Origin of the sequence: Janthinobacterium lividum, assembly GCF_011601275.1 — a bacterium.
GTDB lineage: Bacteria > Pseudomonadota > Gammaproteobacteria > Burkholderiales > Burkholderiaceae_D > Janthinobacterium > Janthinobacterium lividum_E.
Genome location: NZ_JAAOLY010000033.1, coordinates 1 through 22,510 on the forward strand (window position 1 = coordinate 1; position 22,510 = coordinate 22,510).

Below are 22,510 nucleotides of genomic sequence, written 5' to 3' on the forward strand. Positions count from 1 at the left end.
CCATTATGTGGCTTCCCGCAAAGAATGCAACTGCAGCAACTGCGCCCGGCAACTGAGCATGCCGCGCGCGATATGTTTTTCCACCATGCTCACGGAAATGCCCATGCGCGCGGCGATCTGCGCGTGCGGCAATTCCTCGAATATGTGCAGCACGAAGGCGTCGCGGCAGCGCGGCGGCAGGGCGTCGATGGCGGCCACGCAGGCTTGCCAGTCCTGGCTGCTTTCGAGCGCCTGTTCCGGCTGCAAATGCAGCGGCCCTGCCGGATGCGCGGCTTCCGGCAAGGCGTCGAGCGCCTCGTGCTGGCGCAGGGCGGCGCGGCGGTGCTGGTCGACCAGCAGGTTGCGCGCCGCGCGGTACAGCAGCGCGCGCGGTTCGCGCACGGCCTGTTCGCCCAGCACGCGCGCATAGCTTTCCTGCACCAGGTCCAAGGCAGCCTCGCGGTTGCGCAAGCTGCGCCAGCAAAAGTTCAACAGTTCTTGGTAATAGCGTGCAACCACGGCGTCCGATGTATGAGTCCGCAGCCAGGAATGCCGCATATGAGAATGATTCTCATTATATTGCATGCCGGGATGTCGCGCTAAGCGGTTTGCCGCACCGTGGCAGGCGTACAACGCTTTGCCCCTTGGCCGGCATCGGATAACATGGGAAGTTAATAGGGAGGCAACATGGCTATTCATATGATCAATACGGCGCCGATGGCTGGCCAGCGCCCCGGCACCTCTGGCTTGCGCAAGAAGGTAGCCGTCTTCAGCGCACCGCAATACCTGGAAAACTTCGTGCAAAGCGTGTTTGACACGCTGGGCGATTGCCGCGGCCAGACCCTGGTGCTGGGCGGCGACGGGCGTTACTACAACCGCGCGGCCATCCAGACGGTGCTGCGCATGGCCGCCGCGCACGGCTACGCGCGCGTGCTGCTGGGACAGGGCGGCATCCTGTCGACGCCGGCCGTCAGCTGCGTGATCCGCAAGCATGGCGCCAGCGGCGGCATCATCCTGTCGGCCAGCCATAATCCGGGCGGCCCCGATGGCGACTTCGGCATCAAGTACAACATCGCCAATGGCGGCCCGGCGCCCGAAAAAATCACCGAGGCCATCTACGCCCGTACGCAAACCATCGCCGAATACCGCATCAGCGACGCGGCCGACATCGACCTCGACAAACTGGGCACCGTGCGCATCGAGCAGATGACGGTCGAGGTGATCGATTCCGTCGCGGACTACGCGGAACTGATGCAGCAGCTGTTCGATTTCGGCGCCATCCGCGCCCTGTTCGCGGGCGGCTTGCGTATCTGCTTTGACGGCATGCACGCCGTCTCCGGCCCGTATGCGACAGCCATCCTGGAAGGCATGCTGGGCGCGCCGAAGGGCAGCGTCATCAACGGCGTGCCCCTGGAAGACTTCGGTGGCGGCCATCCGGACCCGAATCCCGTCAACGCGCAGGAATTGATTGCCATCATGGCGGCCGGCGATGGTGGCAATGCAGCTCCTGATTTTGGCGCCGCCTCCGATGGCGACGGCGACCGCAACATGATCGTCGGCCGGCGCTTCGACGTCACGCCTTCGGACAGTCTGGCCATCCTGGCCGCCAACGCCAGCGTGGCGCCCGGCTACCGCGCCGGCTTGTCCGGCATCGCCCGCTCCATGCCGACGTCGGGCGCGGCCGACCGGGTTGCCGTCGCGCTGGGCATCCCCTGCTACGAGACGCCGACGGGCTGGAAATTCTTCGGCACCCTGCTCGACGCCGGCATGGCCACCCTGTGTGGCGAAGAAAGCTATGGCACGGGCTCGAACCACGTGCGCGAAAAGGATGGCCTGTGGGCCGTGCTGTTCTGGCTCAACCTGCTGGCAGCAAAAAAACAATCGGTGGAAGACATCGTGCGCGCGCACTGGGCCACGTATGGCCGCAACTATTATTCGCGCCACGACTACGAAGACATCGACAGCGCCGCTGCGGCGCAGCTGATGGACGCCGTGCGCGGCCAGCTGGCCGCCTTGCCGGGCCAGGTAGTCAATGGCTACACGGTGGCGCTGGCCGACGACTTCAGCTACACGGACCCCGTCGACGGCTCCGTGGCCACGCAGCAGGGCATCCGCATCATCATGACGGATGGCGCGCGCATCGTGCTGCGCCTGTCCGGTACGGGCACCGAAGGCGCCACCCTGCGCCTGTACCTGGAACGCTTTGAGGCCGATCCGACCCGGCACGCCATCCCGACCCAGGAAGCGCTGGCGGGACTGATCGCGGTGGCCGAGCAGGTGGCGCAGATCCGCGCGCGCACGGGGCGCGACGCGCCGAGCGTGACGACGTAAAAAAGGGCGCCCGAGGGCGCCCTTTTTACGTCAGATCAAACCGGCATCATGCTTTTGCCGGGATGGCCGTCTGGCGGTAGTTGTCCACCATCTTGTAGCGCTTCGCATACAGGCCGAAGGCCAGCATGGCCACGGCGGCAAAGGCGGCGAAGAAGAACATCTGGAAGGCCGTCACGCTGATGCCGCTTTCGGCGATCTTGCCGATCACGCCTTCGTTCATGACGCTACGGTTGACGATCAGCACCCACAGGTTGCCCACCGTGGTCGACAGATTCCAGAAGCTCATGATGGCGCCCTTCATCGACACGGGCGCCTGGCTGTAGGCAAACTCCAGCCCAGTCGCCGAGACCAGCACTTCGCCGAACGTCAGCAGGGCGTACGGCAGGATCTGCCACATGATGGAGACGGCGTTGCCGCTGTCGAGGGCCAGTTGCAAGAGGCCAATGACGATCCACGCCAGCGAGGAAAAGCCGATACCGGCCGTCATGCGGCGCAGGGCCGTCGCTTCCAGGCCGAAGCGGTTGAGCATCGGGTACAGCACCAGGTTGTTGAACGGGATCAGCAGCATCACCAGCATCGGGTTCAGCGCCTGCATCTGCGCCGGCAGGAACCAGCTTGGTTTTTCCATGGTGTTCGCTTGCACGATCCACGTCGAGGCCTTCTGGTCGAACAGCGAGAAGAACGGCGTGACGAGGGCGAAGATGACGAGGATGCGCAGCACGGCGCGCACGCCTTCGACTGCTTCGTCAGGGTGGATGCCGCGTGCGCGTTCCAGCTGCATGGCCGTGCCGATGCTGCCGAAGGCCAGCAGCAATACCAGCGCGGTACACGCGGAAATCACGAAGCCCCATTCCGGGATGCTGTAGAAAGCATACAGGGCGCCGATCACGCCGACGTAGGCCACGTACAGGCCGGGACGCGAACCTCCATCGACACGCGCCAGCAGGGCGGTGCGGGCCACGCGGGTGAATGAATCGGGGTTCGGCGGTGCTGGCGGCACGTGCACGTATTTCTTGGCGCCCATCCAGAAGACAAGGGTGGCGGCCAGCATCATCAGGCCGGGGATGCCGAAGGCGATCGATGGGCCAAAGTCGCGCAGGAACATCGGCATCAGCAGCGAGGCGAAGAAGGAGCCGAAGTTGATGATCCAGTAGAACAGGTCGAAGACCAGCTTGGCCTTGTGCTTGTTGGTCTGGTCGAACTGGTCGCCGACAAACGAGGCCACGAGCGGCTTGATGCCGCCGGAACCGAAGGCGATCAGGAACAGGCCGAAATAGAAGCCGTTGACGCTGTTTTCAAACAGGGCCAGGCAGGCATGGCCGGCGCAATACACAAGGCTGAGCCAGAAGATGGTGTTGTACTTGCCGAAGAAGCGGTCGGCCAGCCAGCCGCCCAGCAGCGGAAAGAAATATACGCCGATGACGAAGGTGTGGAACACGTGCTTGGCTTCGCCCGTGCGCTGGTCGATCGGGATCATCAGCAGCAAGGTGCTGATGAGGAATGGCGTCAGGATGTTGCGCATGCCGTAAAAGCTGAAGCGTTCGCAGCCTTCGTTGGCGATGATGTACGGTATTTGCCGGGGCATTTTGCCCGTGGCGGTTTGTGTCTCGGCCGATGACATTGGCTCTCCCCAAGTTTTTTTTGTAAGCCGCGATGCTAAGGCCTGCCGCGTTTGCTTGCAACAGAAAAAACGGCCTGTCCGTTATTTCGCAGGGATTTGTAAGGTATTGATTTTCATAAAGACATTACTTTCGGCACTTGCAAGGGCAGGGCGGGGCAGTAATAGTTGCATTTGCAGCATGCCATCCGATGCGGGGCTGTCCTCCAGGCTAAAACCGCAAGCCAGGTACAGGGTCAATGCCGCGTGGTTGTCCTGCGGCACGGCCAGGCGCACGCGGGCCAGTTCGGGTACGCTGCAAGCTTGCGCGATAGCCGCCTGCACCAGTTGCCGTCCCGCGCCGCGCCCGCGCGCCTGCGACGCCACGTACACGCTCCACAGGCTGGCCTTGTCATGCACGACGGCAATCGGTTCGCGGCGCAGGCCGGCAATGCCGATCAATTGTTCCTTGTCGAAAGCGCCAAATATTATTTGGTGCGATGTGGCGCGCAGGCGTTCGGCTATCCGTGCCAGCGGCAAGCCGCTTTCCGCCGCATGCGTGGTGCAGAAGGCGGCAGGCAGTTCGGCGATGCCGGCCAGGCGCAGCGCGCGGTAGGCGCAGGCGTCGTCTGGCGTGAGGGGGCGGACAGTGATGGCGGGCATGTGGGCGAGTATCGGTCTTCGATGCCAGAAAGTAAAGCTTGCGCTGCAACGCAAGCATCCCGCCGCAAGGGGCGCCGTAGGGATTTATTGCGTGGCGATGCGCTGCATGGGCGCGTTGTCCTTGCGCCATTGTTCCAGGCTGATCAGCTCACCGCTGACGATGTCGTCGACGAGGATGCGCTTGCCATCCTGGGAGACGACGAAACTTTCCCAGCGGTGCGCCGCATCCGGCGTGTTTTCCACAAAGTTCAGGTCATAGTAGGGCTGGCCATCGATGAGGCGTGCTTCCGGCGACGTTTCCATCACGGCGCCGTGGGCGCGGCCGCCCGAGGCCTTTTCGATATGCGCCGACCAGGCCTTGATTTCCGGCAAAGCCATCAAGGCATCGACGGCGCGCGCGTTCTTCTCTGGCGCCGCCGTGTTGGCGCTGGTGCCAGGGGCATGGTCATCGCGCGGCGCGGATTGCTCGTGCACGTAAAAGGCGCCGAGCCCGGCGGCCAGCAAGCCGGCCAGGATGCCGGCGATGATGGTGGTTTTGGAAGTAGAGGCGCGTGGCGACATGATGGCGGGTGTGCGAAAGAGGGACGATGGCGGCCATGCTAAAGCAAAACAGGCAGGCGGGCAATGATTGGAATTGCTTGGAAGAAAGACGAAAAAAAGCCACCTTCCGTAGAAGGTGGCTTTCGGGGCCGCCGGGCAGGCGCTGGCAGCTTTTGGTCTGCCAGTCCTGTCCCTGCGTATGCGGCCGGTCGCGCCGTCGCCTGCGCGACTGGCCGCAGGACATTACATCATGCCGTCCATGCCGCCCATGCCGCCCATACCACCCATGCCGCCGCCCATGCCGCCGCCTGCCTTGTCGTCAGCGATTTCGCAGACCATGCAGTCGGTTGTCAGCATCAGCGAAGCGATCGAAGCGGCGTTTTGCAGCGCCGAACGGGTCACTTTGGCTGGGTCCAGGACGCCCATTTCAACCATGTCGCCATACGTGCCGTTGGCAGCGTTGTAGCCGTAGTTGCCCGTGCCAGCCAGTACGGCTGCCACGACGACCGAAGCTTCTTCGCCAGCGTTTTGCACGATCATGCGCAGTGGCTCTTCCATTGCGCGCAGGACGATCTTGATACCAGCGTCTTGATCAGGATTGTCGCCCTTGACCGTGATGTTGGCGCGTGCGCGCAGCAGGGCTACGCCGCCGCCTGGCACGATGCCTTCTTCCACGGCAGCGCGGGTAGCGTGCAGTGCATCTTCAACGCGGGCTTTTTTCTCTTTCATTTCGACTTCGGTGGCTGCGCCAACCTTGATCACGGCAACGCCGCCCGCCAGTTTGGCGACGCGCTCTTGCAGTTTTTCACGGTCGTAGTCCGAGGTCGCTTCTTCGATCTGTACACGCACTTGTTTCACGCGTGCTTCGATCGAGGCAGCTTCGCCGGCGCCATCGATGACGATGGTGTTTTCCTTGCCCACTTCGATGCGTTTCGCTTGGCCCAGTTCGGCCAGGGTCACTTTTTCCAGGGTCAGGCCAACTTCTTCAGCGATCACTTGGCCGCCGGTCAGGACAGCGATGTCTTCCAGCATGGCTTTGCGGCGGTCGCCGAAGCCAGGTGCTTTCACTGCGCAAGTTTTCAGGATGCCGCGGATGTTGTTCACAACCAGGGTGGCCAGCGCTTCGCCTTCGATGTCTTCCGCGATGATCAGCAGTGGACGGCCAGCTTTTGCGACTTGTTCCAGTACCGGCAGCAGGTCACGGATGTTCGAGATTTTCTTGTCGCACAGCAGGACGAATGGGCTGTCCAGTACGGCAACTTGTTTCTCTGGGTTGTTGATGAAGTATGGCGACAGGTAGCCGCGGTCGAACTGCATGCCTTCAACGATGTCCAGCTCGTCGTTCAGCGACTTGCCGTCTTCCACGGTGATGACGCCTTCTTTGCCGACTTTTTCCATCGCTTCAGCGATACGCTCGCCGATCGAGTAGTCCGAGTTCGCCGAGATCGCGCCAACTTGGGCGATTTCTTTGGTCGTGGTGCAAGGACGGGCGATTTTCGCCAGTTCTTCGACGGTTGCTGCAACAGCTTTGTCGATACCGCGCTTCAGGTCCATCGGGTTCATGCCGGCGGCAACGAACTTCATGCCTTCGCGCACGATGGCTTGTGCCAGCACGGTTGCGGTGGTGGTGCCGTCACCGGCGTTGTCGCTGGTGCGGGAAGCAACTTCCTTGACCATTTGCGCGCCCATGTTCATGAGCTTGTCTTTGAGTTCAACTTCTTTCGCTACCGACACACCATCCTTGGTGACGGTAGGGGCGCCGAACGAGCGCTCCAGGACAACGTTGCGGCCTTTCGGGCCCAAGGTTACTTTGACTGCGTTGGCGAGGATATTGACGCCTTCGACCATCTTGGCGCGCGCTGCGTCGCCGAATACTACTTCTTTAGCTGCCATGTTCAATTCTCCTGAGTTTCGGGATGTATCTGTCTACAACGTGGAAACAATTACTTGACGACGATCGCCATGATGTCTTCTTCGCGCATGACCAGCAGCTCATCGCCGTCAACTTTGACGGTTTGGCCAGCGTACTTGCCGAACAGGACGCGGTCGCCCACTTTGACATCCAGAGGACGCACTTTGCCGTCGTCGAGAATCTTGCCATTGCCTACGGCAAGGACTTCGCCTTGATCCGGTTTTTCAGCAGCTGCATCAGGAATGATGAGGCCGGACGCAGTTTTGGTTTCCTGGTCGAGGCGTTTGACGATGACGCGATCGTTCAATGGGCGCAGATTCATACAAAACTCCTTAAAGTTCAATGGATAGGTGTTGCTAAATGAATACATGCCTGGCACAGCGCCAGGCGTGCTTTCAGTGACCGCCGTTGAAAGCAGCCCGCAACGGTCAAGCAAACCCCATGTCATCGAGTGCGTACCGGCTAGGCAGTGGTGGCATCGCGGCGTCGCCCGCCGCGTAGCGTTCCCTGCTGTTGCCCGGCAGACACCATCATGTCCTGAGGATTGCTACGAAAGAGTTTGTTAGCACTCTCTACTAACGAGTGCTAATTATAGGGACGGTAGGGGGCTTATTCAAGGGCTTATTCTCCGGGAAGATAAGCTTAGACGTTCTGCGCAGCCTGCATTTACGCAGGGTTTGCGCAAACGCAAGCCTCGTTCCCGGGCGTCAGCAACAGGCGCGACTCTAGCATGCCCGTCAGGGGAAGGGCGTTCCTGTACGCACAGGAAACAGAGTTTTACTATGGACTTTGATAAGATGATTGCAATTGCATATCAATATCGCTACATATCATCATCTGCACGAGAAAGCACACCATGCCATCGACCACTTCCCGTCCCGCCCTGCGCCTGCTGGGCGCCACCCTCATCGGCCTCGCCTGCCTGGGCAATGCCGCCGCGCAAACGCCCACCATCGCCGACGAGATCACCGTGGCGGCCCTGACGCCGCAGCAAAAGGAAACGCTGCTGGGTGACCTGTTCAACGATCTGAACAAGGATGACGACGACCAGGAAGCGCACGTGTGGGACAGCGGCGGCGACAGCGGCGTGCGGGTGAAGGTCACATATAACTTCAGCAACTCCGGCATGACGGAACACAGCCTGAAGGCGCACATCTGCCGCGACCTGAAATTCGTCGTCACGGCGGGCGACAAGTCGCAAGACCTGAGCCGCCGTACGTGCTCGCAGAACAGCGGACGCTGGGATGTGCAGGGCAAGGATCCGGCGCCCGTCGTGTATCCGCCCTTCCTGTCCGACGTGACGGTCGCCAAGCTGAACGCGAAAGAGCAGGCATCGCTGCTGAAGGCGGCCGTGCGCACCGTGAAAGATGAAGAGGATGGCAAGACGCGCCAGTGGAGCAACAAGGGACTGGGCAATGCGGTACCGCTGGCAGTGCGCCTGACGCCCTCGGGCACGGATGCCAAACCTGGCAGCTACAGCCGTACTTGCCGCGATTTGACAATGGTGCTTGATGGCAAGGGTGGACAACAGACGCTGACGCGCCGCTCTTGCGAAAACCGCTATGGCGGGCTCGATATCGAACCCGATTACGTCGACGAGTAAAACGCTGCCATCGCGGCACCGGAAGATGCGCGCACTTGGCGAAAAGCGCCGGAAAAAGTGTGTATTGTCCGCCAACTGCCCTGCATTGATGTAAATATGTGTGACAGCGGCGTGATTCGATTGACGCCCATGGAGCGTCCGCCCTATAGTGGCGGGATGATTTCCGAATTCAACGAATTATCCGACAAAATAGGCCTGCTGGCCGAAATGACCCATGCGCTGCGTCGTGAAAACGCGCAACTGCGCAAGGACAATGCCGCGCTGGCCGCCGAGAACGCCCTGTACGTGCAGCGCATGCGCGAAGCGCAGGAGCGGGTCGAGGCCTTGCTGGAAAAAATTCCCGAACTGGTGCAAGCCGGCCTGGAGCAAGCCGCTTCGGAAGCGGGCGCCTATATTGCCGAGAACGAGAAGGAAGCGTAATGCCGCGTGTCGATGTCAATATCATGGGCCAGTCCTACAGCATGGTGTGCCGCGACGGCGAAGAGCGCGCGCTGCGCGAAGCGGCGATCTATCTCGATAGCAAAATGAAAGCCATCCGCGACGCGGGCAAGGTCAAGGGCAACGACCGCATCGCCGTGCTGGCCGCCCTGGGCGTGGCCGCGGAGTTCCTTTCCGTGAAGTCGCCGCAAGGTCCGTTGTCGGAATTGACGATCCTGGAAGTGAAGCAGAAAATCTCGGCCATGCACACGGTATTGGATAGCGCGCTGACGCCCCAGGAAAACCTTTTTTAAGCGCGTACGCGACGATTTTTCTTTGCGATGCGCGATCAAAGGAGTAAACTTGGGTCTACCCTGCGGTGTTCGCGATTGCCATATATTCCTTGAACCATTTATGCGCATCGGTTGCGAATTTTGTTTGATGGGAGTGAGCGTCGCTCGTTCGACGAACCCGAAATTGAACTAACGTGACCACCTTGAACCGTTTGGTTCGGGATGCCGGCATAGCGGCACAGGCGGGGCCTAATTCGCAGTAACTTGGTAGTACAACTGAAAACGGTTGCAGCATTGATGCGCAACCGTTTTTTTTACGCCTGTCGCTTTGATACGGAGTCTACATGAAACAATATTGGCTGATGAAATCCGAACCCGATGAAGTGAGCATCGATGACCTGATGGCGGCGCCCAAGCACACCATGCCGTGGTTTGGCGTGCGCAACTATCAGGCACGCAATTTCATGCGCGATGGCATGCAGCCGGGCGATGGCGTGCTGTTCTATCACTCGAGCTGCCCGCAGCCGGGCGTGGCGGGCGTGGCCGAAGTGGCCAGCGGCGCGTATCCCGATCACAGCCAGTTTGAAGAGGGCGGCAAATACTTCGACCCGAAGGCCACACAGGAACAGCCGCGCTGGATCAGCGTCGACGTGCGCGGCGTGAAGAAGACGGCGCTGCTGCCCCTGTCCGAGATGCGCCAGATGCCGGAACTGGAAGACATGCTGCTGCTCAAGAAGGGCAGCCGGCTGTCGATCACGCCCGTGACGCCGGCGCAATGGAAAGTGATTACAAACAAACTGACAAGTTAGCACTCGACCCGGTTGCGGCCATTCTGCTTGGCCCGGTACAGGGCCTGGTCGGCGGCGGCCAGCAATTGTTCCGGCGTCTGTCCTGCGTCACTCAAGGCCAGGCCGATGCTGGCCGTCACCAGGCCGCCGCGCGACGGCGCGTGGACGATGGCGGCCGCGGCGATCGCTTCCTGCATCTTGTGCGCCACGGCCAGTGCGCCGTCGCCATCGGTGGCGGGCAGGATGGCGGCAAACTCCTCGCCGCCGAAGCGGGCCGCCAGGTCGCTGGCGCGTGGCAGCGCCGAGTGCAGGGCAGCGGCGATCCGCACCAGGCAGGCGTCGCCATACGGGTGGCCGAAAGTATCGTTGAGGCTTTTGAAGAAATCGATATCGATGATCAGCAGCGCCAGCTCTTGATGGTTGCGCGCGGCACGCTGCCATTCCAGCTGCAATGTCTGGTCGAAGCAGCGCCGGTTGGCGATGCCCGTCAAGCCATCCGTCAGCGACAGCTTTTCCAGTTTGTCATGCGCCGCGCGCAAGGCCAGTTCGCTTTGCATGTAGCGGCTTTGCAAGGTGGCCGAGCGCAGCGCGTGTACCAGCAGCGCGACGAACAGCGACGCCGCCGCCAGGTAGAAATGCGTGCGCATGACGGCAAAGCCCAGGCCCAGCAAGGCGGCCGTAAAGAAGATGGGACTGAAATTGTCGATCAGCAGGGTCAGCTTTTGCGGGGTCTGCTGCGCCTGTCTACTTTCCGCCCCGGACTGCGCCGTCGTGACGCGCGTGGCCAACAGCACCAAGGTCAGGAACGGCAGGCTGGGCAGCACTTCGCTCCATGCTTGCGTCACGCCATGCAATGTCAGATAGTTGTACGCGGCCGCACAGCCCGCATAGCACCATAAGAACACCGTCAGCAGCAGGTAAAAGCGGCCTTGTCCGCCATCGCGGCGGTGCGCCAGCAGGCGAAGTGAAGCGCAGCAGGCCAGGGCCAGGTTTTCCACGTTGTAGGTCAGCACCAGCAGGCTGGCGGGAATCGGCGCGATCGAGCGCTGGTCGAATGGCGACACGGAAAAGATGGCCGTATAGGCCAGGTAGGCCGCCAGCAGCACCTGCACGGCATCGAGCCATTGCAATGTGCGCGAAGGATGGTGGTGCGTCACGGACGACATGGCCAGCAGCAGGGGGGCGCCATACATGAAATAGGCGAAATCGGAAAAATATGTGGCGTCGGATGCCACCTGTCCGCTCAGGTCTTGCCAGGCCGACAATATCATGCCCGTGCTCCAGAACAGCATGGCCACGGCGAACAGGGCCCAGCCTGTCCTGGCCGCGCCTGCCGCGCTGACATAGGCGCAGCGGCAACAGGCGGCCAGCGCCAGCAAGGGCGCGACGATGTTGAACGCATAGCTGACCCAGGGGGCACGCGTGCCGGCCCACGCCGTCAAGGCCAGCTGCGCCAGCACATAGCAGGCGCCCAGCGCAATTGAACATGTCAGTTTTTGCCTGGCAGGCGGCATGGCAAGGCACTCCCCAGTGGCGGCACGTGAAAACGATGATACCCAGATGTCAACAGCAAGTCCATTCCATATGGAAATTTTGCTATTTTTAGGGAAATGTTGCTGGAGAGGGGGGGAGGGTGGCGCACCTGTCTGGCGCGCCACCGGAAGAACTATGCTTTTACGTATTTACCGGACGCGCCTTGGTGGGCGGGGTGCCCATCACCTGGCTTTTATATGCCCACACCAGCAGGGCGATGGCGCCGACGATCATCGGCAGGGACAGCATCTGGCCCGAGGTGATCGGCACGCCCAGCCACACGACTTCCCAGTCCGGCGTGCGGAAGTATTCCGTGAAGAAGCGCGCGCAGCCGTACAGCAGGGTGAACATGGCGCCCACGGCCATGCGCGGGCGCTGCTTGCGCGCAAACAGCCACAGGATGATGAACACCAAAATGCCGTCGACCAGCATCTGGTAGATCGGCGACGGGTGCACGGGATACGGAATGCCTGGCCACTGCATGGCCCACGGCAGGGTGTCCGGGGCGATGCGGCCGGGCAGTTCGGCATTGATGAAGTTGCCCAGGCGGCCGGCCGCGTAGCCGAGCGGCACCAGCGGCGCGATGAAGTCGAGCACGTCGAACAGGTTGCGGCCCGCCTTGCGGCTCCACAGGTACATGGCCAGGATGACGCCGAGGAAGCCGCCATGGAAGGACATGCCGCCATGCCAGACCATGAAGATCTCGAGTGGATTGTGCATGAAGTATTCGGGACGGTAGAACAGCACTTCACCCAGGCGCCCGCCGATCACCACGCCCAGCATGCCGTAGAACAGCATGTCATCGAGGTCTTCCTTCTTCCAGCCCAGTACGGCGATGTGCGGCTGCTTGATGCGCACTCTGCCCAGGATAATGAACAGGGCAAAGGCCAGCACATACATCAGGCCGTACCAGTGCACGGCGAGCGGGCCGATCTGGATGGCTATCGGGTCGGGCATCGGGTGTATCAGCATGGGGGTTTCTTTCTTTGTTTAAAGCCAAGGTTGCGTAGTATGGGGGCGCTTGCGGTTTTTTGTCTTAGCGGCCACTTAATTTAACTGGTGGTAGCGTTGATCTGCTTGCGCAGCAGCGCCAGGAATCCCTGCAGCACGGTGGACGGGTTGTCGCGGCGCCAGGCCAGGCCCGTTTCCACCAGCGGCGTGGCGTCCTGCAGCGGCCTGTATTCTACGCCCGGGCGCATCAGATTCGATACCGATTGTGGCACAAGCGCGATGCCCATGCCAGCCGAGACGAGGCTGACGATGGTCTGCATCTGGATCGCTTCCTGGCCGATCTGCGGCGTGATGCCAGCCGCGCGGAAGACGCCGAGGATCGCGTCGTGCAGGGCGGGCGAGATGGCGCGCGGAAAAATGATCAGCGGCAGCGGCGGCAGGTCGCGCAGGCGCACGGGACCCGGTGTATTCAAAATGCCCAGGCCGGATGGCGCGGCCAGCACCAGCGGCTCGGCCAGCACGGGCAGGTAGTCGAGCGCCTCTTTCGCCTTCTCGGGCAGCGGCGGGATCAACAGCCCTGCATCGGTGCGCCCGGCCAGCAGTTCATCAAGCTGCAGGTCGGACGTGGCTTCCTGTAACTGGATCTGCACCTGCGGATACGCGGCGCGGTAGGCGCGCAGCAGGGGCGGCAGCACGCTGTAGTCGGCCGACGAGACAAAGGCCAGGCTCAGACGCCCCGCCTCGCCCTGCGCGGCCCGCCGCACCAGCGCGGGTAAATCCTGCGCCTGCGCCAGCAGTCTGCGCGCCTCGGGCAGCAGGGCCGTGCCGGCCGGCGTCAGCTGCACCTCGCGCCGGGTGCGCACGAATAGTGGCGCGCCCAGCAGTTCTTCCAGGGCCATGATGGTTTGCGACAGGGGCGGCTGCGTCATGTGCAGGCGCGCGGCGGCGCGGCCGAAGTGCAATTCCTCGGCGACGGTGACAAAGTAGCGCAGCTGGCGCAGCTCCAGATTCATATATGTTTCCATGTGAATTGATTGCTGTGATATGTAAAACAACTCACAGGCACGCGCATCATATATTTGACAGTGGGGCGCGCGCAAGGCAATCTGGCGTACCCCCGCTGCATGCAGGGTTTTACTGCAGATCCGCACAGTCAGGCACCAACACTTTTGGAAGGTCCATCATGCCGCAATACCGCTCCCGCACCACCACCCACGGCCGCAACATGGCTGGCGCCCGCGCCCTGTGGCGCGCCACCGGCATGAAGGACGGCGACTTCGACAAGCCGATCATCGCCGTCGTCAACTCGTTCACCCAGTTCGTGCCCGGCCACGTGCACCTGAAGGACCTGGGCCAGATGGTGGCGCGCGAAATCGAAAAGGCCGGCGGCGTGGCCAAGGAATTCAACACCATCGCCGTCGATGACGGCATCGCCATGGGGCATGGCGGCATGCTGTATTCGCTGCCGTCGCGCGACCTGATCGCCGACTCCGTCGAATACATGGTCAACGCCCACTGCGCCGACGCCATGGTCTGCATCTCGAACTGCGACAAGATCACGCCGGGCATGCTGATGGCCGCCATGCGCATCAATATCCCCGTCGTGTTTATTTCCGGCGGGCCGATGGAAGCGGGCAAGGTCGTCAAGGTGGTCAACGGCACGCAGAAGATCATCAAGCTGGACCTGGTCGACGCCATGATCAAGGCGGGCGACAGCACCGTGTCCGACGCCGACGTGGCGGAAATCGAACGTTCGGCCTGCCCGACCTGCGGTTCCTGCTCCGGCATGTTCACGGCCAACTCGATGAACTGTTTGACCGAGGCGCTGGGCCTGGCCCTGCCCGGCAACGGCACCATCCTGGCCACGCACTCGGACCGCCAGCAGCTGTTCCTGCGCGCGGGCCGCCTGATCGTCGAACTGGCCAAGCGCCACTACGAGCAGGATGACTACTCGGTGCTGCCACGCTCGATCGCCACCAAGGCCGCTTTTGAAAACGCCATGGCGCTCGATGTCTCCATGGGCGGCTCGACCAACACCGTGCTGCACCTGCTGGCCGCCGCGCACGAAGCGGAAGTGGAATTCACGATGGCCGACATCGACCGCATCTCGCGCAAGGTGCCGTGCCTGTGCAAGGTCGCGCCGATGACGGACAAATACCATATCGAAGACGTGCACCGCGCGGGCGGCATCGTGGGCATCCTGGGCGAACTGGCGCGCGCCGGCCTGCTCAACACCACTCTGCCGACCATCCACGCGCCGACCCTGGCCGACGCCATCGCGCAAAACGACATCAAGTGCACCGATGATCCGGCCGTGCACGAACTGTTCCGCGCCGCCCCGGGCGGCGTGCCGACGCAGACGGCGTTCTCGCAGTCGGAGCGTTTCGCTAGCGTGGATACGGACCGTGCCACCGGCTGCATCCGCGACAAGGCCCACGCCTATTCGCAGGACGGCGGCCTGGCCGTCTTGTACGGCAACCTGGCCGAAAAGGGCTGCATCGTCAAGACGGCGGGCGTTGATGAAAGCATCTTGAAGTTCTCTGGCAAGGCGCGCGTGTTCGAAAGCCAGGACGCGGCCGTCGCTGCCATCCTGGAGGACACGGTGCATGAAGGCGACGTCGTCATCATCCGCTACGAAGGCCCGAAAGGCGGTCCCGGCATGCAGGAAATGCTGTACCCGACCTCGTACATCAAATCGAAGGGCCTGGGCAAGGCGTGCGCGCTGTTCACGGACGGGCGCTTCTCCGGTGGTTCCTCGGGCCTGGTAATCGGCCACGCCTCGCCGGAAGCGGCCGAAGGCGGCGCCATCGGCCTGGTGGAAGAGGGCGACTTCATCGACATCGACATCCCCGAACGCACCATCAACCTGCGCGTGACGGATGCGGAACTGGCCGCGCGCCGCGCCGCCATGGAAGCGAAGGGCGACGCCGCCTGGCTGCCCGTCAACCGCGAGCGCTATGTATCGCAGGCGCTGCAGGCGTATGCGGCGCTGACGACGTCAGCCGACCGGGGCGGCGTGCGCGACCTCTCGCAGTTGAAGAAGCGCTGATCTGTTGCGCAGGTAAGACAGCCGGCCCCGATCCACTGCGCAGGGCCGCTTGTCGTTACATCGCCTTACAAACAACATGGTCATGGACGCGCAGATGGGGCAGAATATGAATGCCTAATCGCTACTACACTGCGTTACTACATTGAAACGCTTGATCTGGGCTCGTGGTGCATCTGCGGAAACACAGTAAAATGCCGCAGGAAGTAACTTTGGAGAAAAGACAATGAAACGTTTTATGTTGGTGAGTGTATTGACTGTGTCGGCTCTGGCATCGCAAGCAGCGTTGGCCAATCCGGACCTGGCGAAAGCAAAAAACTGCATGGCTTGCCACGCAGTGAGCACGAAACTGGTGGGCCCTGCGTTCAAGGACGTGGCTGCCAAGTACGCTGGCCAGAAAGACGCTGAAAACAAGCTCGTGGCGAAAGTCATGAAGGGCGGTTCCGGCACCTGGGGCGCGATCCCGATGCCAGCGAACCCGCAAGTGAGCGATGCTGAAGCCCACACCCTGGTCAAATGGGTACTGGCACAGAAATAATCTGTGCCGCAGTACCAGCAATTAGCGCGCCGGCAATCCCGGTGCGTTTTTTTTGCCCGCCACCTTTTGCAGATTGCCCATGCCTTGTAATGTTGCCCGCACCGCCTCGTCGAGCGGCGTATGCGGCTCCTGGCCCAGCACGGCCAGCAGCCGCGCATTGTCCATGGATAGAGGCGTTTGCCACAGATAGCGCATCTCGCGCATTTCGCGCAGGGTCGCCACGAACGGCGACGCCAGCGTCACCAGCCACCAAGGGAAACGCCGTATGGCGGGCGCAGCTCCCGTCGCTTGTTCCACCACGCGGGCAATCGCCCCCGTCATTTGCCGGCCGTCGTGGTCCCAGTGGCCGGCCATGTGAAAGCGGGAGAATGGGGGCAAGGTGGCGCGCATGGCCAGCAATTGCACCATCGTGCGCGCCACGTCGGGCAGGTAGGACCACTGGTGGCCCACGCCGGGCGCGCCCGGATACAGCACGCTGCGCACGCCCTGGCCCGGTTTCACCAGGCCCTGCGAAAACCAGTTATTGCCGGCGCGGGGGCCGAAGAAGTCGCCCGCGCGCACGATGATGACCCTGGCGCCCTGCGTGCTGGCCGATTCCAGCCGCGCTTCCAGTTCCACGCGGATGGTGCCCTTGCGCGTGAGCGGGCGTTGCGGCGCGTCTTCTGTCAGCACAGGAAAGGCGTCGGGGCCAAAGTTGTAAACGGTGCCGGGCAACACGATGGTGGCGTTTTCGGCAATCGCCGCTGAAATCGTGTTGTCGAGCATGGGCAGCACCAGCTGGCCCCAGTTCCGGTAGCCGGGCGGGTTGACGGCGTGCACGATGACGGCGCAGCCTTTGGCGGCCGCCAGCACGTCCGCGCGCGACAGGGCGTCGCCGCGCAGCCACTCGACGTTATCGCCGCGTGGCGATGGCGTTGCTCCCCGCGTCAAGGCGCGCACCTGCCAGCCTGCCGCCAATAGCTGGCGCACCATCTCGCCGCCGATGCCGCCCGTGGCGCCCAGCACCAATGCTGTTTTGTCCATATTGTCCTCCGTGTGGTTGATGACGCCAGTATCTGCCCTGCAAGGCTAATTGGGAATTGACTAGCATCGACCACAGGCTATACATTTATGTATGACTACCTCGATTGCCTGGGAATACTATCGCTCGCTGCTGGCCGTGCTCAAGCACGGCTCGCTTTCTGGCGCGGCACGCGCGCTCGCCATCACGCAGCCCACCGTCGGCCGGCATATTGCCGCGCTCGAGCAAGCGCTTGGCGCGACCCTGTTTACACGCTCCCAGCTGGGTTTGCTCCCCACGGAAGTGGCCCTTGCGCTGCGGCCCCATGCGGAAACCATGGAACATACTGCCGCGCTGATGGAACGCGCCGCCAGCAGCCAGGGGCAGGGCGTGGCCGGTGTCGTGCGCATTGCGGCCAGCGAAGTGGTGGGCGTGGAAGTGCTGCCGCCCATCCTGGCCCGCTTGCGCGCACGCCATCCGGAGCTGGTCATCGAACTGGTATTGAGCAACAAGGTGCAGGATTTGCTGCGCCGGGAAGCGGATATCGCCGTGCGCATGCTTAGGCCCCGCCAGGAACAGCTGGTGGCGCGCAAGGTGGGCGATATTGAACTGGGCCTGCATGCGCATGCGGACTACCTGGCGCGGCACGGCACGCCGCTGGCACTGGAGGACCTGGCGCGCTATGCCGTCATCGGCTACGACGAGGCGAGCCCCTTCGTGCGCAACGCGGGCGCGGCATTCGAGGGTTTTTCGCGGGAACACTTTGCCTGGCGCTGCGACAGCGACCTGGCGCAGCTGGCCCTGATCCGCGCGGGCGCCGGCATCGGCGTATGCCAGGCGGGGCTGGCGGCGCGCGACTCGGCCCTGCGGCGCGTGTTGCCACAAGCGTTTTCACTACCGATGGAAACCTGGATCACCATGCATGAAGACTTGCGCGGCAGCCTGCGCTGCCGCGCCACCTTCGACGCGCTGGCCGAAGGCTTGCAGGCTTACGTGGCGACGCAGCCGCTTATTTGACCACTTCCATCTTGGTCTTCTTGCCGTCCCGATACGTGAAGAGCGTCAGCGCGCCATCCTTGATGTCGCCGTTGGCATCGAACGAGATCGGGCCCGTCACGCCTTGGTAGTGCACCTTGGCCAGGAACGGCAGGTAGACGGACGGTTTCGACGATTTGGCGTCGGCCATGGCGGTGGCCATGGTCATCACGGCATCGTAGACGTACGGCGCGTACAGCTGCACTTCCATGTTGTACTTTTGCTTGTAGCGGGCGCGGAAATCGTCCATGCCTTTTTGCTGCGCACCCGTCACGCCGCCCGCTTCCGCGCAGGTGACCATGTCTTCGCCCACGGCGTCGCCTGCCAGCTTGCCCAGCGGTTCCGTGCACAGGCCGTCGCCGCCCATGAACTTGGCCTTGATGCCCAGCGCCTTCATCTGGCGCAGCATGGGGCCGCCCACGGAATCCATGCCGCCAAAGAAGATCAGGTCGGGATTTTTCGACTTGATGCTGGTCAGGATGGCATTGAAGTCCGTCGCGTTGGCATTGGTAAATTCCTTGCCGACGATTTGCACGCCGGGCGCCGCCTTTTTGGCGCCCTTGACGAACTGTTCCGCCACGCCCTGGCCGTATGCCGTGCGGTCGTCGATGACGGCGATTTTCTTCGCCTGCAGCTTGCCCACGGCATACGAGCCCAGGGTACCGCCCAGCTTGTTGTCATTGGCGACGACGCGGAAGGCCGTGTTGAATTTCTGCTGGGTGTACGTCGGGTTGGTGGCCGCTGGCGAAATCTGCGGAATGCCGGCATTGAAGTAAATGCGCGAGGCGGGAATCGTCGTGCCCGAATTCAGGTGGCCGACGACGCCGTTGACCTTGGCGTCGACCAGCTTTTGCGCCACGGCCGTGCCCTGCTTGGGATCGGCTGCGTCGTCTTCGGGTACCAGCACGAATTTCACGGCCTTGCCGTCGATCTTGAAGCCTTTGGCGTTCAAGTCTTCGATGGCCATCTTGGCCGCGTTCTCGTTATCCTTGCCCAGGTGGGAGCTGGCGCCAGAGACCGGGGCGACGTGGCCTATCTTGATGATTTCCTGTGCGCCCGCATGGCCGGCAAAAGCGAGGGCGAGGGCGAGAGGAAGGACTTTGGTCTTGAGCAGCATAAACATTCTCCAATGGATAAAGATACGGCGGCGTCTCGTGAAAACCGCTTCGAGGGGCGGTACGTGTGAAGAAAGGTACAACAAAAAACAGGCGGCGCAAAGCCGCATTTCGGGCTTTTTACATTTTGTCGCAACAATCACCAAAGTGAGGCGCGATGCACCGATTTCGCAGGCGCGAGCGCACCAAAGAATGGCGTTGCAGGGAAGAATAGGGTAGGTCGGGAACGTCCGGTAGGTCGGGTTAGCGCAGCGCGTAACCCGACGATGCTGGCGATGCTCAGGGTCGTGCGGGAGGATGCAGATGTCCTAATTCGTGACTGACCGCATGCGCCACGATCTGCTCCAGCGACTGCTGCAAGTCTTCGCGCAAGGCCCCCCGCATGCCGATCAGGGCGTTTTGCAGGGCCGTCTGCAGGACGTGGGCGATGCGCTCTTCCAGCAGATGGTCGATCTTGCCTTGCACCTGGTGCAGGATGCGCTGCGTCAGCCGCTGTTCGATGGCGTCCCAGTCGGGCTGCTCCACCGTAGGCGGCAACGCTGGCGCTTCCTCGACGGCAGGCGCCGCCTCAGCGGGCGCGACGGCCTCGGGCACTTCCGGCCCCAGCAGCACCTCCGTCAGCAGGGGAATGCCTTGGTCGAATGGCTGCTGGCTCATGTCTTGCCTGCCACGAAGTGGGTCGGCTGCACGTCTTGCTGGCGGTAGTGCAGGAAGCGCTGGCGCCCCGCCTGCGCATCTTGCTCATCCATGGAAACGATCTCGAAGACGCGCTGGAACCGCGCGTAATTGGCCGGCGGCAGCTGCGACAGGTTGACGAGGATGTCGTGATGGGGCAGCTCGGCCGCCTCGTCATCGGTCAGGATGATGGGCGTTTGCGCCGCCAGCGGGTCGCCGGCCAGCACGTGCGGCAGGAAATCCGTGGCGGAAATGGTCCACATGGCGCTGTTCAAGGCCTCGAGCTGGGCGCTGTCGGCCACCAGCACGACGACCTTGTTGCCTGCCATATAGGCCTTGCGCGCCAGGCGGCAGGCGTAGGCCAGCTTGTCCGGCACGTTGCTGTGAAAATCGACGCGGGTCATGGTGCTGCTCATATCACCCTTCAGGCAGCCATGCCGCTGTGGCGCAGCAGGGCGTCGATGCTCGGCTCGCGGCCACGGAAGGCCGTGAACGATTCCAGCGCGGGGCGCGAGCCGCCGACGGACAGGATTTCTTCCAGGTAACGTTTGCCCGCTGCAGTAATGGCGGCCGGTCCCAGCGCCTTGGCTTCCTCGAAAGCCGCATAGGCGTCGGCGGACAGCACCTCGGCCCACTTGTAGCTGTAGTAGCCAGCCGCGTAGCCGCCGGAAAAGATATGCCCGAAGGCATTCTGGAAGCGATTGAACGGAGGCGGGATGAGCAGCGAAAACTTGGCGCGTACGCCGTCGATCAGCTGCTGCACGCTCTGGCCCGTGCCGGCATCGTAGTCGTAATGCAAATGCATGTCGAGCAAGGAGAATTCCACCTGGCGCAGGGTTTGCAAGCCGGATTGGAAATTCTTGGCCGCCAGCATCTTGTCGTACAGCGCGCGCGGCAGCGGCTCGCCTGTGACGGCATGCGCCGTCATGTGCTCGAGCACTTCCCATTCCCAGCAGAAGTTTTCCATGAATTGCGATGGCAGTTCCACGGCATCCCATTCGACGCCGGCGATGCCCGACACGCCCAGCTCGTCGACGACGGTGAGCATATGGTGCAAGCCGTGGCCGAATTCGTGGAACAGGGTGATGACTTCATCGTGCGTGAACAGGGCAGGCTGGACCTGGCCATCGACCACGGCCGGCTGCGTGAAATTGCAGGTCAGGTAGGCGATCGGCGTTTGCACGTGCTGCGCGTCGGCGCGGCGGCCGCGCGCGTCGTCCATCCAGGCGCCGCCGCTCTTGCCGGCGCGCGCATACAGGTCCAGGTAGAATTGGCCGACCAGCTTGCCGTCGCGTTCGATGCGGTAAAAACGCACGTCCGGATGCCAGACGGGCGCCGTATCGGGTTTGATCTCGACCGCGAACAGGTTCTGGATCTGGCGGAACAGGCCGTCGATCACCTTGTGTTCAGGGAAATATTGCTTCACTTCCTGGGCCGAGAACGCGTAGCGGCGCTCCTGCAGCTTTTCCGAAGCGTAAGGCACGTCCCACGCTTGCAGCTCGGCGATGTCCAGTTCTTCGCGGGCGAATTGTTTCAGTTCTGCCAGGTCCTTCTCGGCGAACGGACGCGCGCGCCTGGCCAGGTCTTCTAGGAAAGCGATGACTTGCGCGGGCGAGGTGGCCATTTTGGGGACGAGCGACACTTCGGCGAAATTGGCGTAACCGAGCAGTTTTGCCTCTTCGTCGCGTAATTGCAACAGGGTGACGATATTCCGGGTATTGTCCCACTCCTCTTTTTTGCTGAAGACGTCGCCCTGGTCCGACGCCTTGGTGGCGTTGGCGCGGTAGATGGTTTCGCGCAGCGCGCGATTGTCGGCAAATTGCAGGATCGGGTAGTACGACGGGAAGTGCAGCGAGAATTCATAGCCCTGCTTGCCCGCTTTTTCGGCGGCGGCGCGCGCGGCGGCCTTTACGTCGTCGGGCAGGCCGGCCAGGTCAAGCTCGCTCTCGACCAGCAATTTATAGTCATTGGTGGCGTCGAGCACGTTTTCGGAAAAACGCGTAGCGACGGTCGCGTGTTCTTCCTGGATGGCGCCAAAGCGCTCTTTTTTGTCTTCTGGCAACTCGGCGCCGCCCAGGCGGAAGTCGCGCACGGCATTGTCGACGATGCGGCGGCGCGCCGGCGACAGGCTGGCGAAATCGGCACGGGCCTGTAATTGCTTATATTTGCCAAACAGGATTTCGTTCTGGCCCAGCTCGGTCCAGAATTCCGTCACCTTGGGCAGGTTCGCATTGTATGCGGCGCGCAGTTCCGGCGTATCGACCACGCTGTTCAAATGGTTGACGATGCTCCAGGCGCGGCCCAGGGTTTCGGCGATCTGGTCCTGGGGCGCGACGAAGTTTTCCCAGCTCACTTCTTCCATGGGCGCTTCCAGCTGCGCCACCGTGGCGCGCGCCTGTTCCAAAAGGGTATCGATGGCAGGCGTGACATGCTCGTGCGTGATCGCGTCGAAGCGTGGCAGGCCGGAAAAATCAAGCAGGGGATTGGTATTCAT

22 protein-coding genes and 1 other RNA gene are annotated in these 22,510 nt (G+C 62.4%); 9 read left to right on the plus strand and 14 right to left on the minus strand.

Features of this window, described 5'->3' with window-relative positions; genetic code table 11:
* Positions 1–3: 3 nt before the first annotated feature.
* On the minus strand, positions 4–498 hold the full coding sequence (locus tag GYK42_RS27810; protein ID WP_346768173.1) for a sigma-70 family RNA polymerase sigma factor: 495 nt from the start codon (positions 496–498) through the stop codon (positions 4–6).
* A gap of 168 nt (positions 499–666) precedes the next feature.
* Here GYK42_RS27810 and GYK42_RS27815 point away from each other — a divergent pair, with 168 nt between their 5' ends.
* Positions 667–2,310, plus strand: a complete 1,644-nt coding sequence (locus GYK42_RS27815; RefSeq protein ID WP_166450128.1) for an alpha-D-glucose phosphate-specific phosphoglucomutase — start codon at positions 667–669, stop codon at positions 2,308–2,310.
* A 46-nt stretch (positions 2,311–2,356) separates the two neighbouring features.
* Here GYK42_RS27815 and GYK42_RS27820 read toward each other — a convergent pair whose 3' ends face one another.
* The 5 genes from GYK42_RS27820 to groES form a co-directional block, all read right to left on the minus strand.
* A complete protein-coding gene (locus GYK42_RS27820; RefSeq protein WP_166450129.1) occupies positions 2,357–3,895 on the minus strand; it encodes an oligopeptide:H+ symporter in 1,539 nt (512 codons plus the stop codon).
* A gap of 117 nt (positions 3,896–4,012) precedes the next feature.
* Positions 4,013–4,570 (minus strand): GNAT family N-acetyltransferase, encoded by a 558-nt coding sequence (locus GYK42_RS27825; RefSeq protein WP_166450130.1) that lies wholly within the window; start codon positions 4,568–4,570, stop codon positions 4,013–4,015.
* An 84-nt stretch (positions 4,571–4,654) separates the two neighbouring features.
* Positions 4,655–5,131, minus strand: a complete 477-nt coding sequence (locus GYK42_RS27830) for a hypothetical protein (protein ID WP_205711585.1) — start codon at positions 5,129–5,131, stop codon at positions 4,655–4,657.
* A 222-nt stretch (positions 5,132–5,353) separates the two neighbouring features.
* Positions 5,354–7,003 (minus strand): chaperonin GroEL, encoded by a 1,650-nt coding sequence (groL, locus tag GYK42_RS27835; RefSeq protein WP_010400981.1) that lies wholly within the window; start codon positions 7,001–7,003, stop codon positions 5,354–5,356.
* 50 nt (positions 7,004–7,053) lie between these two features.
* Complete coding sequence (groES, locus tag GYK42_RS27840) at positions 7,054–7,344, minus strand: co-chaperone GroES (protein WP_010400979.1); 291 nt, start codon at positions 7,342–7,344, stop codon at positions 7,054–7,056.
* 534 nt (positions 7,345–7,878) lie between these two features.
* Here groES and GYK42_RS27845 point away from each other — a divergent pair.
* The 5 genes from GYK42_RS27845 (at position 7,879) to GYK42_RS27865 (ending at position 10,144) form a co-directional block, all read left to right on the plus strand.
* The gene (locus GYK42_RS27845) at positions 7,879–8,625 is read left to right on the plus strand and encodes a hypothetical protein (protein WP_166450131.1); all 747 of its coding nucleotides are present in this window, start codon (positions 7,879–7,881) and stop codon (positions 8,623–8,625) included.
* Between the two features lie 129 nt (positions 8,626–8,754).
* Positions 8,755–9,045, plus strand: coding sequence for a DUF904 domain-containing protein (locus GYK42_RS27850; RefSeq protein ID WP_306594795.1), 291 nt, complete (start codon positions 8,755–8,757; stop codon positions 9,043–9,045).
* The gene (locus GYK42_RS27855; protein WP_034747344.1) at positions 9,045–9,356 is read left to right on the plus strand and encodes a cell division protein ZapA; all 312 of its coding nucleotides are present in this window, start codon (positions 9,045–9,047) and stop codon (positions 9,354–9,356) included. Before GYK42_RS27850 ends, GYK42_RS27855 begins: the two co-directional genes overlap by 1 nt.
* 54 nt (positions 9,357–9,410) lie before the next feature.
* A non-coding RNA gene (gene ssrS / locus GYK42_RS27860) (6S RNA) lies at positions 9,411–9,588 on the plus strand.
* Between the two features lie 91 nt (positions 9,589–9,679).
* Complete coding sequence (locus GYK42_RS27865) at positions 9,680–10,144, plus strand: EVE domain-containing protein (protein WP_166450132.1); 465 nt, start codon at positions 9,680–9,682, stop codon at positions 10,142–10,144.
* Here GYK42_RS27865 and GYK42_RS27870 read toward each other — a convergent pair.
* The 3 genes from GYK42_RS27870 to GYK42_RS27880 all read right to left on the minus strand — a co-directional run bounded on the left by GYK42_RS27870 (position 10,141) and on the right by GYK42_RS27880 (position 13,620).
* Complete coding sequence (locus GYK42_RS27870; protein ID WP_166450133.1) at positions 10,141–11,637, minus strand: GGDEF domain-containing protein; 1,497 nt, start codon at positions 11,635–11,637, stop codon at positions 10,141–10,143. The two genes, GYK42_RS27865 and GYK42_RS27870, sit on opposite strands and share 4 nt — an antisense overlap.
* A gap of 160 nt (positions 11,638–11,797) precedes the next feature.
* Complete coding sequence (gene lgt / locus GYK42_RS27875; RefSeq protein WP_046686031.1) at positions 11,798–12,628, minus strand: prolipoprotein diacylglyceryl transferase; 831 nt, start codon at positions 12,626–12,628, stop codon at positions 11,798–11,800.
* An 80-nt stretch (positions 12,629–12,708) separates the two neighbouring features.
* Entirely contained in the window at positions 12,709–13,620 is a 912-nt protein-coding gene (locus GYK42_RS27880) for a LysR family transcriptional regulator (RefSeq protein WP_166450146.1), read from the minus strand.
* 170 nt (positions 13,621–13,790) lie between these two features.
* Between GYK42_RS27880 and ilvD the strand changes: the two genes are divergently transcribed.
* Entirely contained in the window at positions 13,791–15,656 is a 1,866-nt protein-coding gene (gene ilvD, locus GYK42_RS27885; protein ID WP_166450134.1) for a dihydroxy-acid dehydratase, read from the plus strand.
* A 223-nt stretch (positions 15,657–15,879) separates the two neighbouring features.
* Complete coding sequence (locus tag GYK42_RS27890) at positions 15,880–16,191, plus strand: c-type cytochrome (RefSeq protein WP_034747381.1); 312 nt, start codon at positions 15,880–15,882, stop codon at positions 16,189–16,191.
* Positions 16,192–16,212: 21 nt separating this feature from the next.
* On the opposite strand, the gene GYK42_RS27895 is transcribed toward GYK42_RS27890, so the two are convergent.
* The gene (locus GYK42_RS27895; protein WP_166450135.1) at positions 16,213–17,214 is read right to left on the minus strand and encodes an NAD-dependent epimerase/dehydratase family protein; all 1,002 of its coding nucleotides are present in this window, start codon (positions 17,212–17,214) and stop codon (positions 16,213–16,215) included.
* Between the two features lie 91 nt (positions 17,215–17,305).
* Here GYK42_RS27895 and GYK42_RS27900 point away from each other — a divergent pair, with 91 nt between their 5' ends.
* The gene (locus tag GYK42_RS27900) at positions 17,306–18,208 is read left to right on the plus strand and encodes a LysR family transcriptional regulator (protein ID WP_166450136.1); all 903 of its coding nucleotides are present in this window, start codon (positions 17,306–17,308) and stop codon (positions 18,206–18,208) included.
* On the opposite strand, the gene GYK42_RS27905 is transcribed toward GYK42_RS27900, so the two are convergent.
* The 4 genes from GYK42_RS27905 to GYK42_RS27920 form a co-directional block, all read right to left on the minus strand.
* Entirely contained in the window at positions 18,201–19,343 is a 1,143-nt protein-coding gene (locus tag GYK42_RS27905) for a branched-chain amino acid ABC transporter substrate-binding protein (protein ID WP_058050148.1), read from the minus strand. The two genes, GYK42_RS27900 and GYK42_RS27905, sit on opposite strands and share 8 nt — an antisense overlap.
* A 277-nt stretch (positions 19,344–19,620) precedes the next feature.
* Positions 19,621–19,998, minus strand: coding sequence for a hypothetical protein (locus GYK42_RS27910; protein WP_166450137.1), 378 nt, complete (start codon positions 19,996–19,998; stop codon positions 19,621–19,623).
* Positions 19,995–20,420 (minus strand): DNA polymerase III subunit chi, encoded by a 426-nt coding sequence (locus tag GYK42_RS27915; protein ID WP_166450147.1) that lies wholly within the window; start codon positions 20,418–20,420, stop codon positions 19,995–19,997. The genes GYK42_RS27910 and GYK42_RS27915 overlap by 4 nt, the downstream gene beginning before the upstream one ends.
* Positions 20,421–20,440: 20 nt before the next feature.
* Positions 20,441–22,510, minus strand: a complete 2,070-nt coding sequence (locus GYK42_RS27920; protein WP_166450138.1) for a M3 family metallopeptidase — start codon at positions 22,508–22,510, stop codon at positions 20,441–20,443.

Bases quoted from the DNA above. Each gene is read 5' to 3' on its own strand.
- GYK42_RS27815 (WP_166450128.1), top strand. From the start codon at position 667: ATGGCTATTCATATGATCAATACGGCGCCGATGGCTGGCCAGCGCCCC.
- GYK42_RS27820 (WP_166450129.1), bottom strand. From the start codon at position 3,895: ATGCCCCGGCAAATACCGTACATCATCGCCAACGAAGGCTGCGAACGC.
- GYK42_RS27825 (WP_166450130.1), bottom strand. From the start codon at position 4,570: ATGCCCGCCATCACTGTCCGCCCCCTCACGCCAGACGACGCCTGCGCC.
- GYK42_RS27830 (WP_205711585.1), bottom strand. From the start codon at position 5,131: ATGTCGCCACGCGCCTCTACTTCCAAAACCACCATCATCGCCGGCATC.
- groL (WP_010400981.1), bottom strand. From the start codon at position 7,003: ATGGCAGCTAAAGAAGTAGTATTCGGCGACGCAGCGCGCGCCAAGATG.
- groES (WP_010400979.1), bottom strand. From the start codon at position 7,344: ATGAATCTGCGCCCATTGAACGATCGCGTCATCGTCAAACGCCTCGAC.
- GYK42_RS27845 (WP_166450131.1), top strand. From the start codon at position 7,879: ATGCCATCGACCACTTCCCGTCCCGCCCTGCGCCTGCTGGGCGCCACC.
- GYK42_RS27850 (WP_306594795.1), top strand. From the start codon at position 8,755: ATGGAGCGTCCGCCCTATAGTGGCGGGATGATTTCCGAATTCAACGAA.
- GYK42_RS27855 (WP_034747344.1), top strand. From the start codon at position 9,045: ATGCCGCGTGTCGATGTCAATATCATGGGCCAGTCCTACAGCATGGTG.
- GYK42_RS27865 (WP_166450132.1), top strand. From the start codon at position 9,680: ATGAAACAATATTGGCTGATGAAATCCGAACCCGATGAAGTGAGCATC.
- GYK42_RS27870 (WP_166450133.1), bottom strand. From the start codon at position 11,637: ATGCCGCCTGCCAGGCAAAAACTGACATGTTCAATTGCGCTGGGCGCC.
- lgt (WP_046686031.1), bottom strand. From the start codon at position 12,628: ATGCTGATACACCCGATGCCCGACCCGATAGCCATCCAGATCGGCCCG.
- GYK42_RS27880 (WP_166450146.1), bottom strand. From the start codon at position 13,620: ATGAATCTGGAGCTGCGCCAGCTGCGCTACTTTGTCACCGTCGCCGAG.
- ilvD (WP_166450134.1), top strand. From the start codon at position 13,791: ATGCCGCAATACCGCTCCCGCACCACCACCCACGGCCGCAACATGGCT.
- GYK42_RS27890 (WP_034747381.1), top strand. From the start codon at position 15,880: ATGAAACGTTTTATGTTGGTGAGTGTATTGACTGTGTCGGCTCTGGCA.
- GYK42_RS27895 (WP_166450135.1), bottom strand. From the start codon at position 17,214: ATGGACAAAACAGCATTGGTGCTGGGCGCCACGGGCGGCATCGGCGGC.
- GYK42_RS27900 (WP_166450136.1), top strand. From the start codon at position 17,306: ATGACTACCTCGATTGCCTGGGAATACTATCGCTCGCTGCTGGCCGTG.
- GYK42_RS27905 (WP_058050148.1), bottom strand. From the start codon at position 19,343: ATGCTGCTCAAGACCAAAGTCCTTCCTCTCGCCCTCGCCCTCGCTTTT.
- GYK42_RS27910 (WP_166450137.1), bottom strand. From the start codon at position 19,998: ATGAGCCAGCAGCCATTCGACCAAGGCATTCCCCTGCTGACGGAGGTG.
- GYK42_RS27915 (WP_166450147.1), bottom strand. From the start codon at position 20,420: ATGACCCGCGTCGATTTTCACAGCAACGTGCCGGACAAGCTGGCCTAC.
- GYK42_RS27920 (WP_166450138.1), bottom strand. From the start codon at position 22,510: ATGAATACCAATCCCCTGCTTGATTTTTCCGGCCTGCCACGCTTCGAC.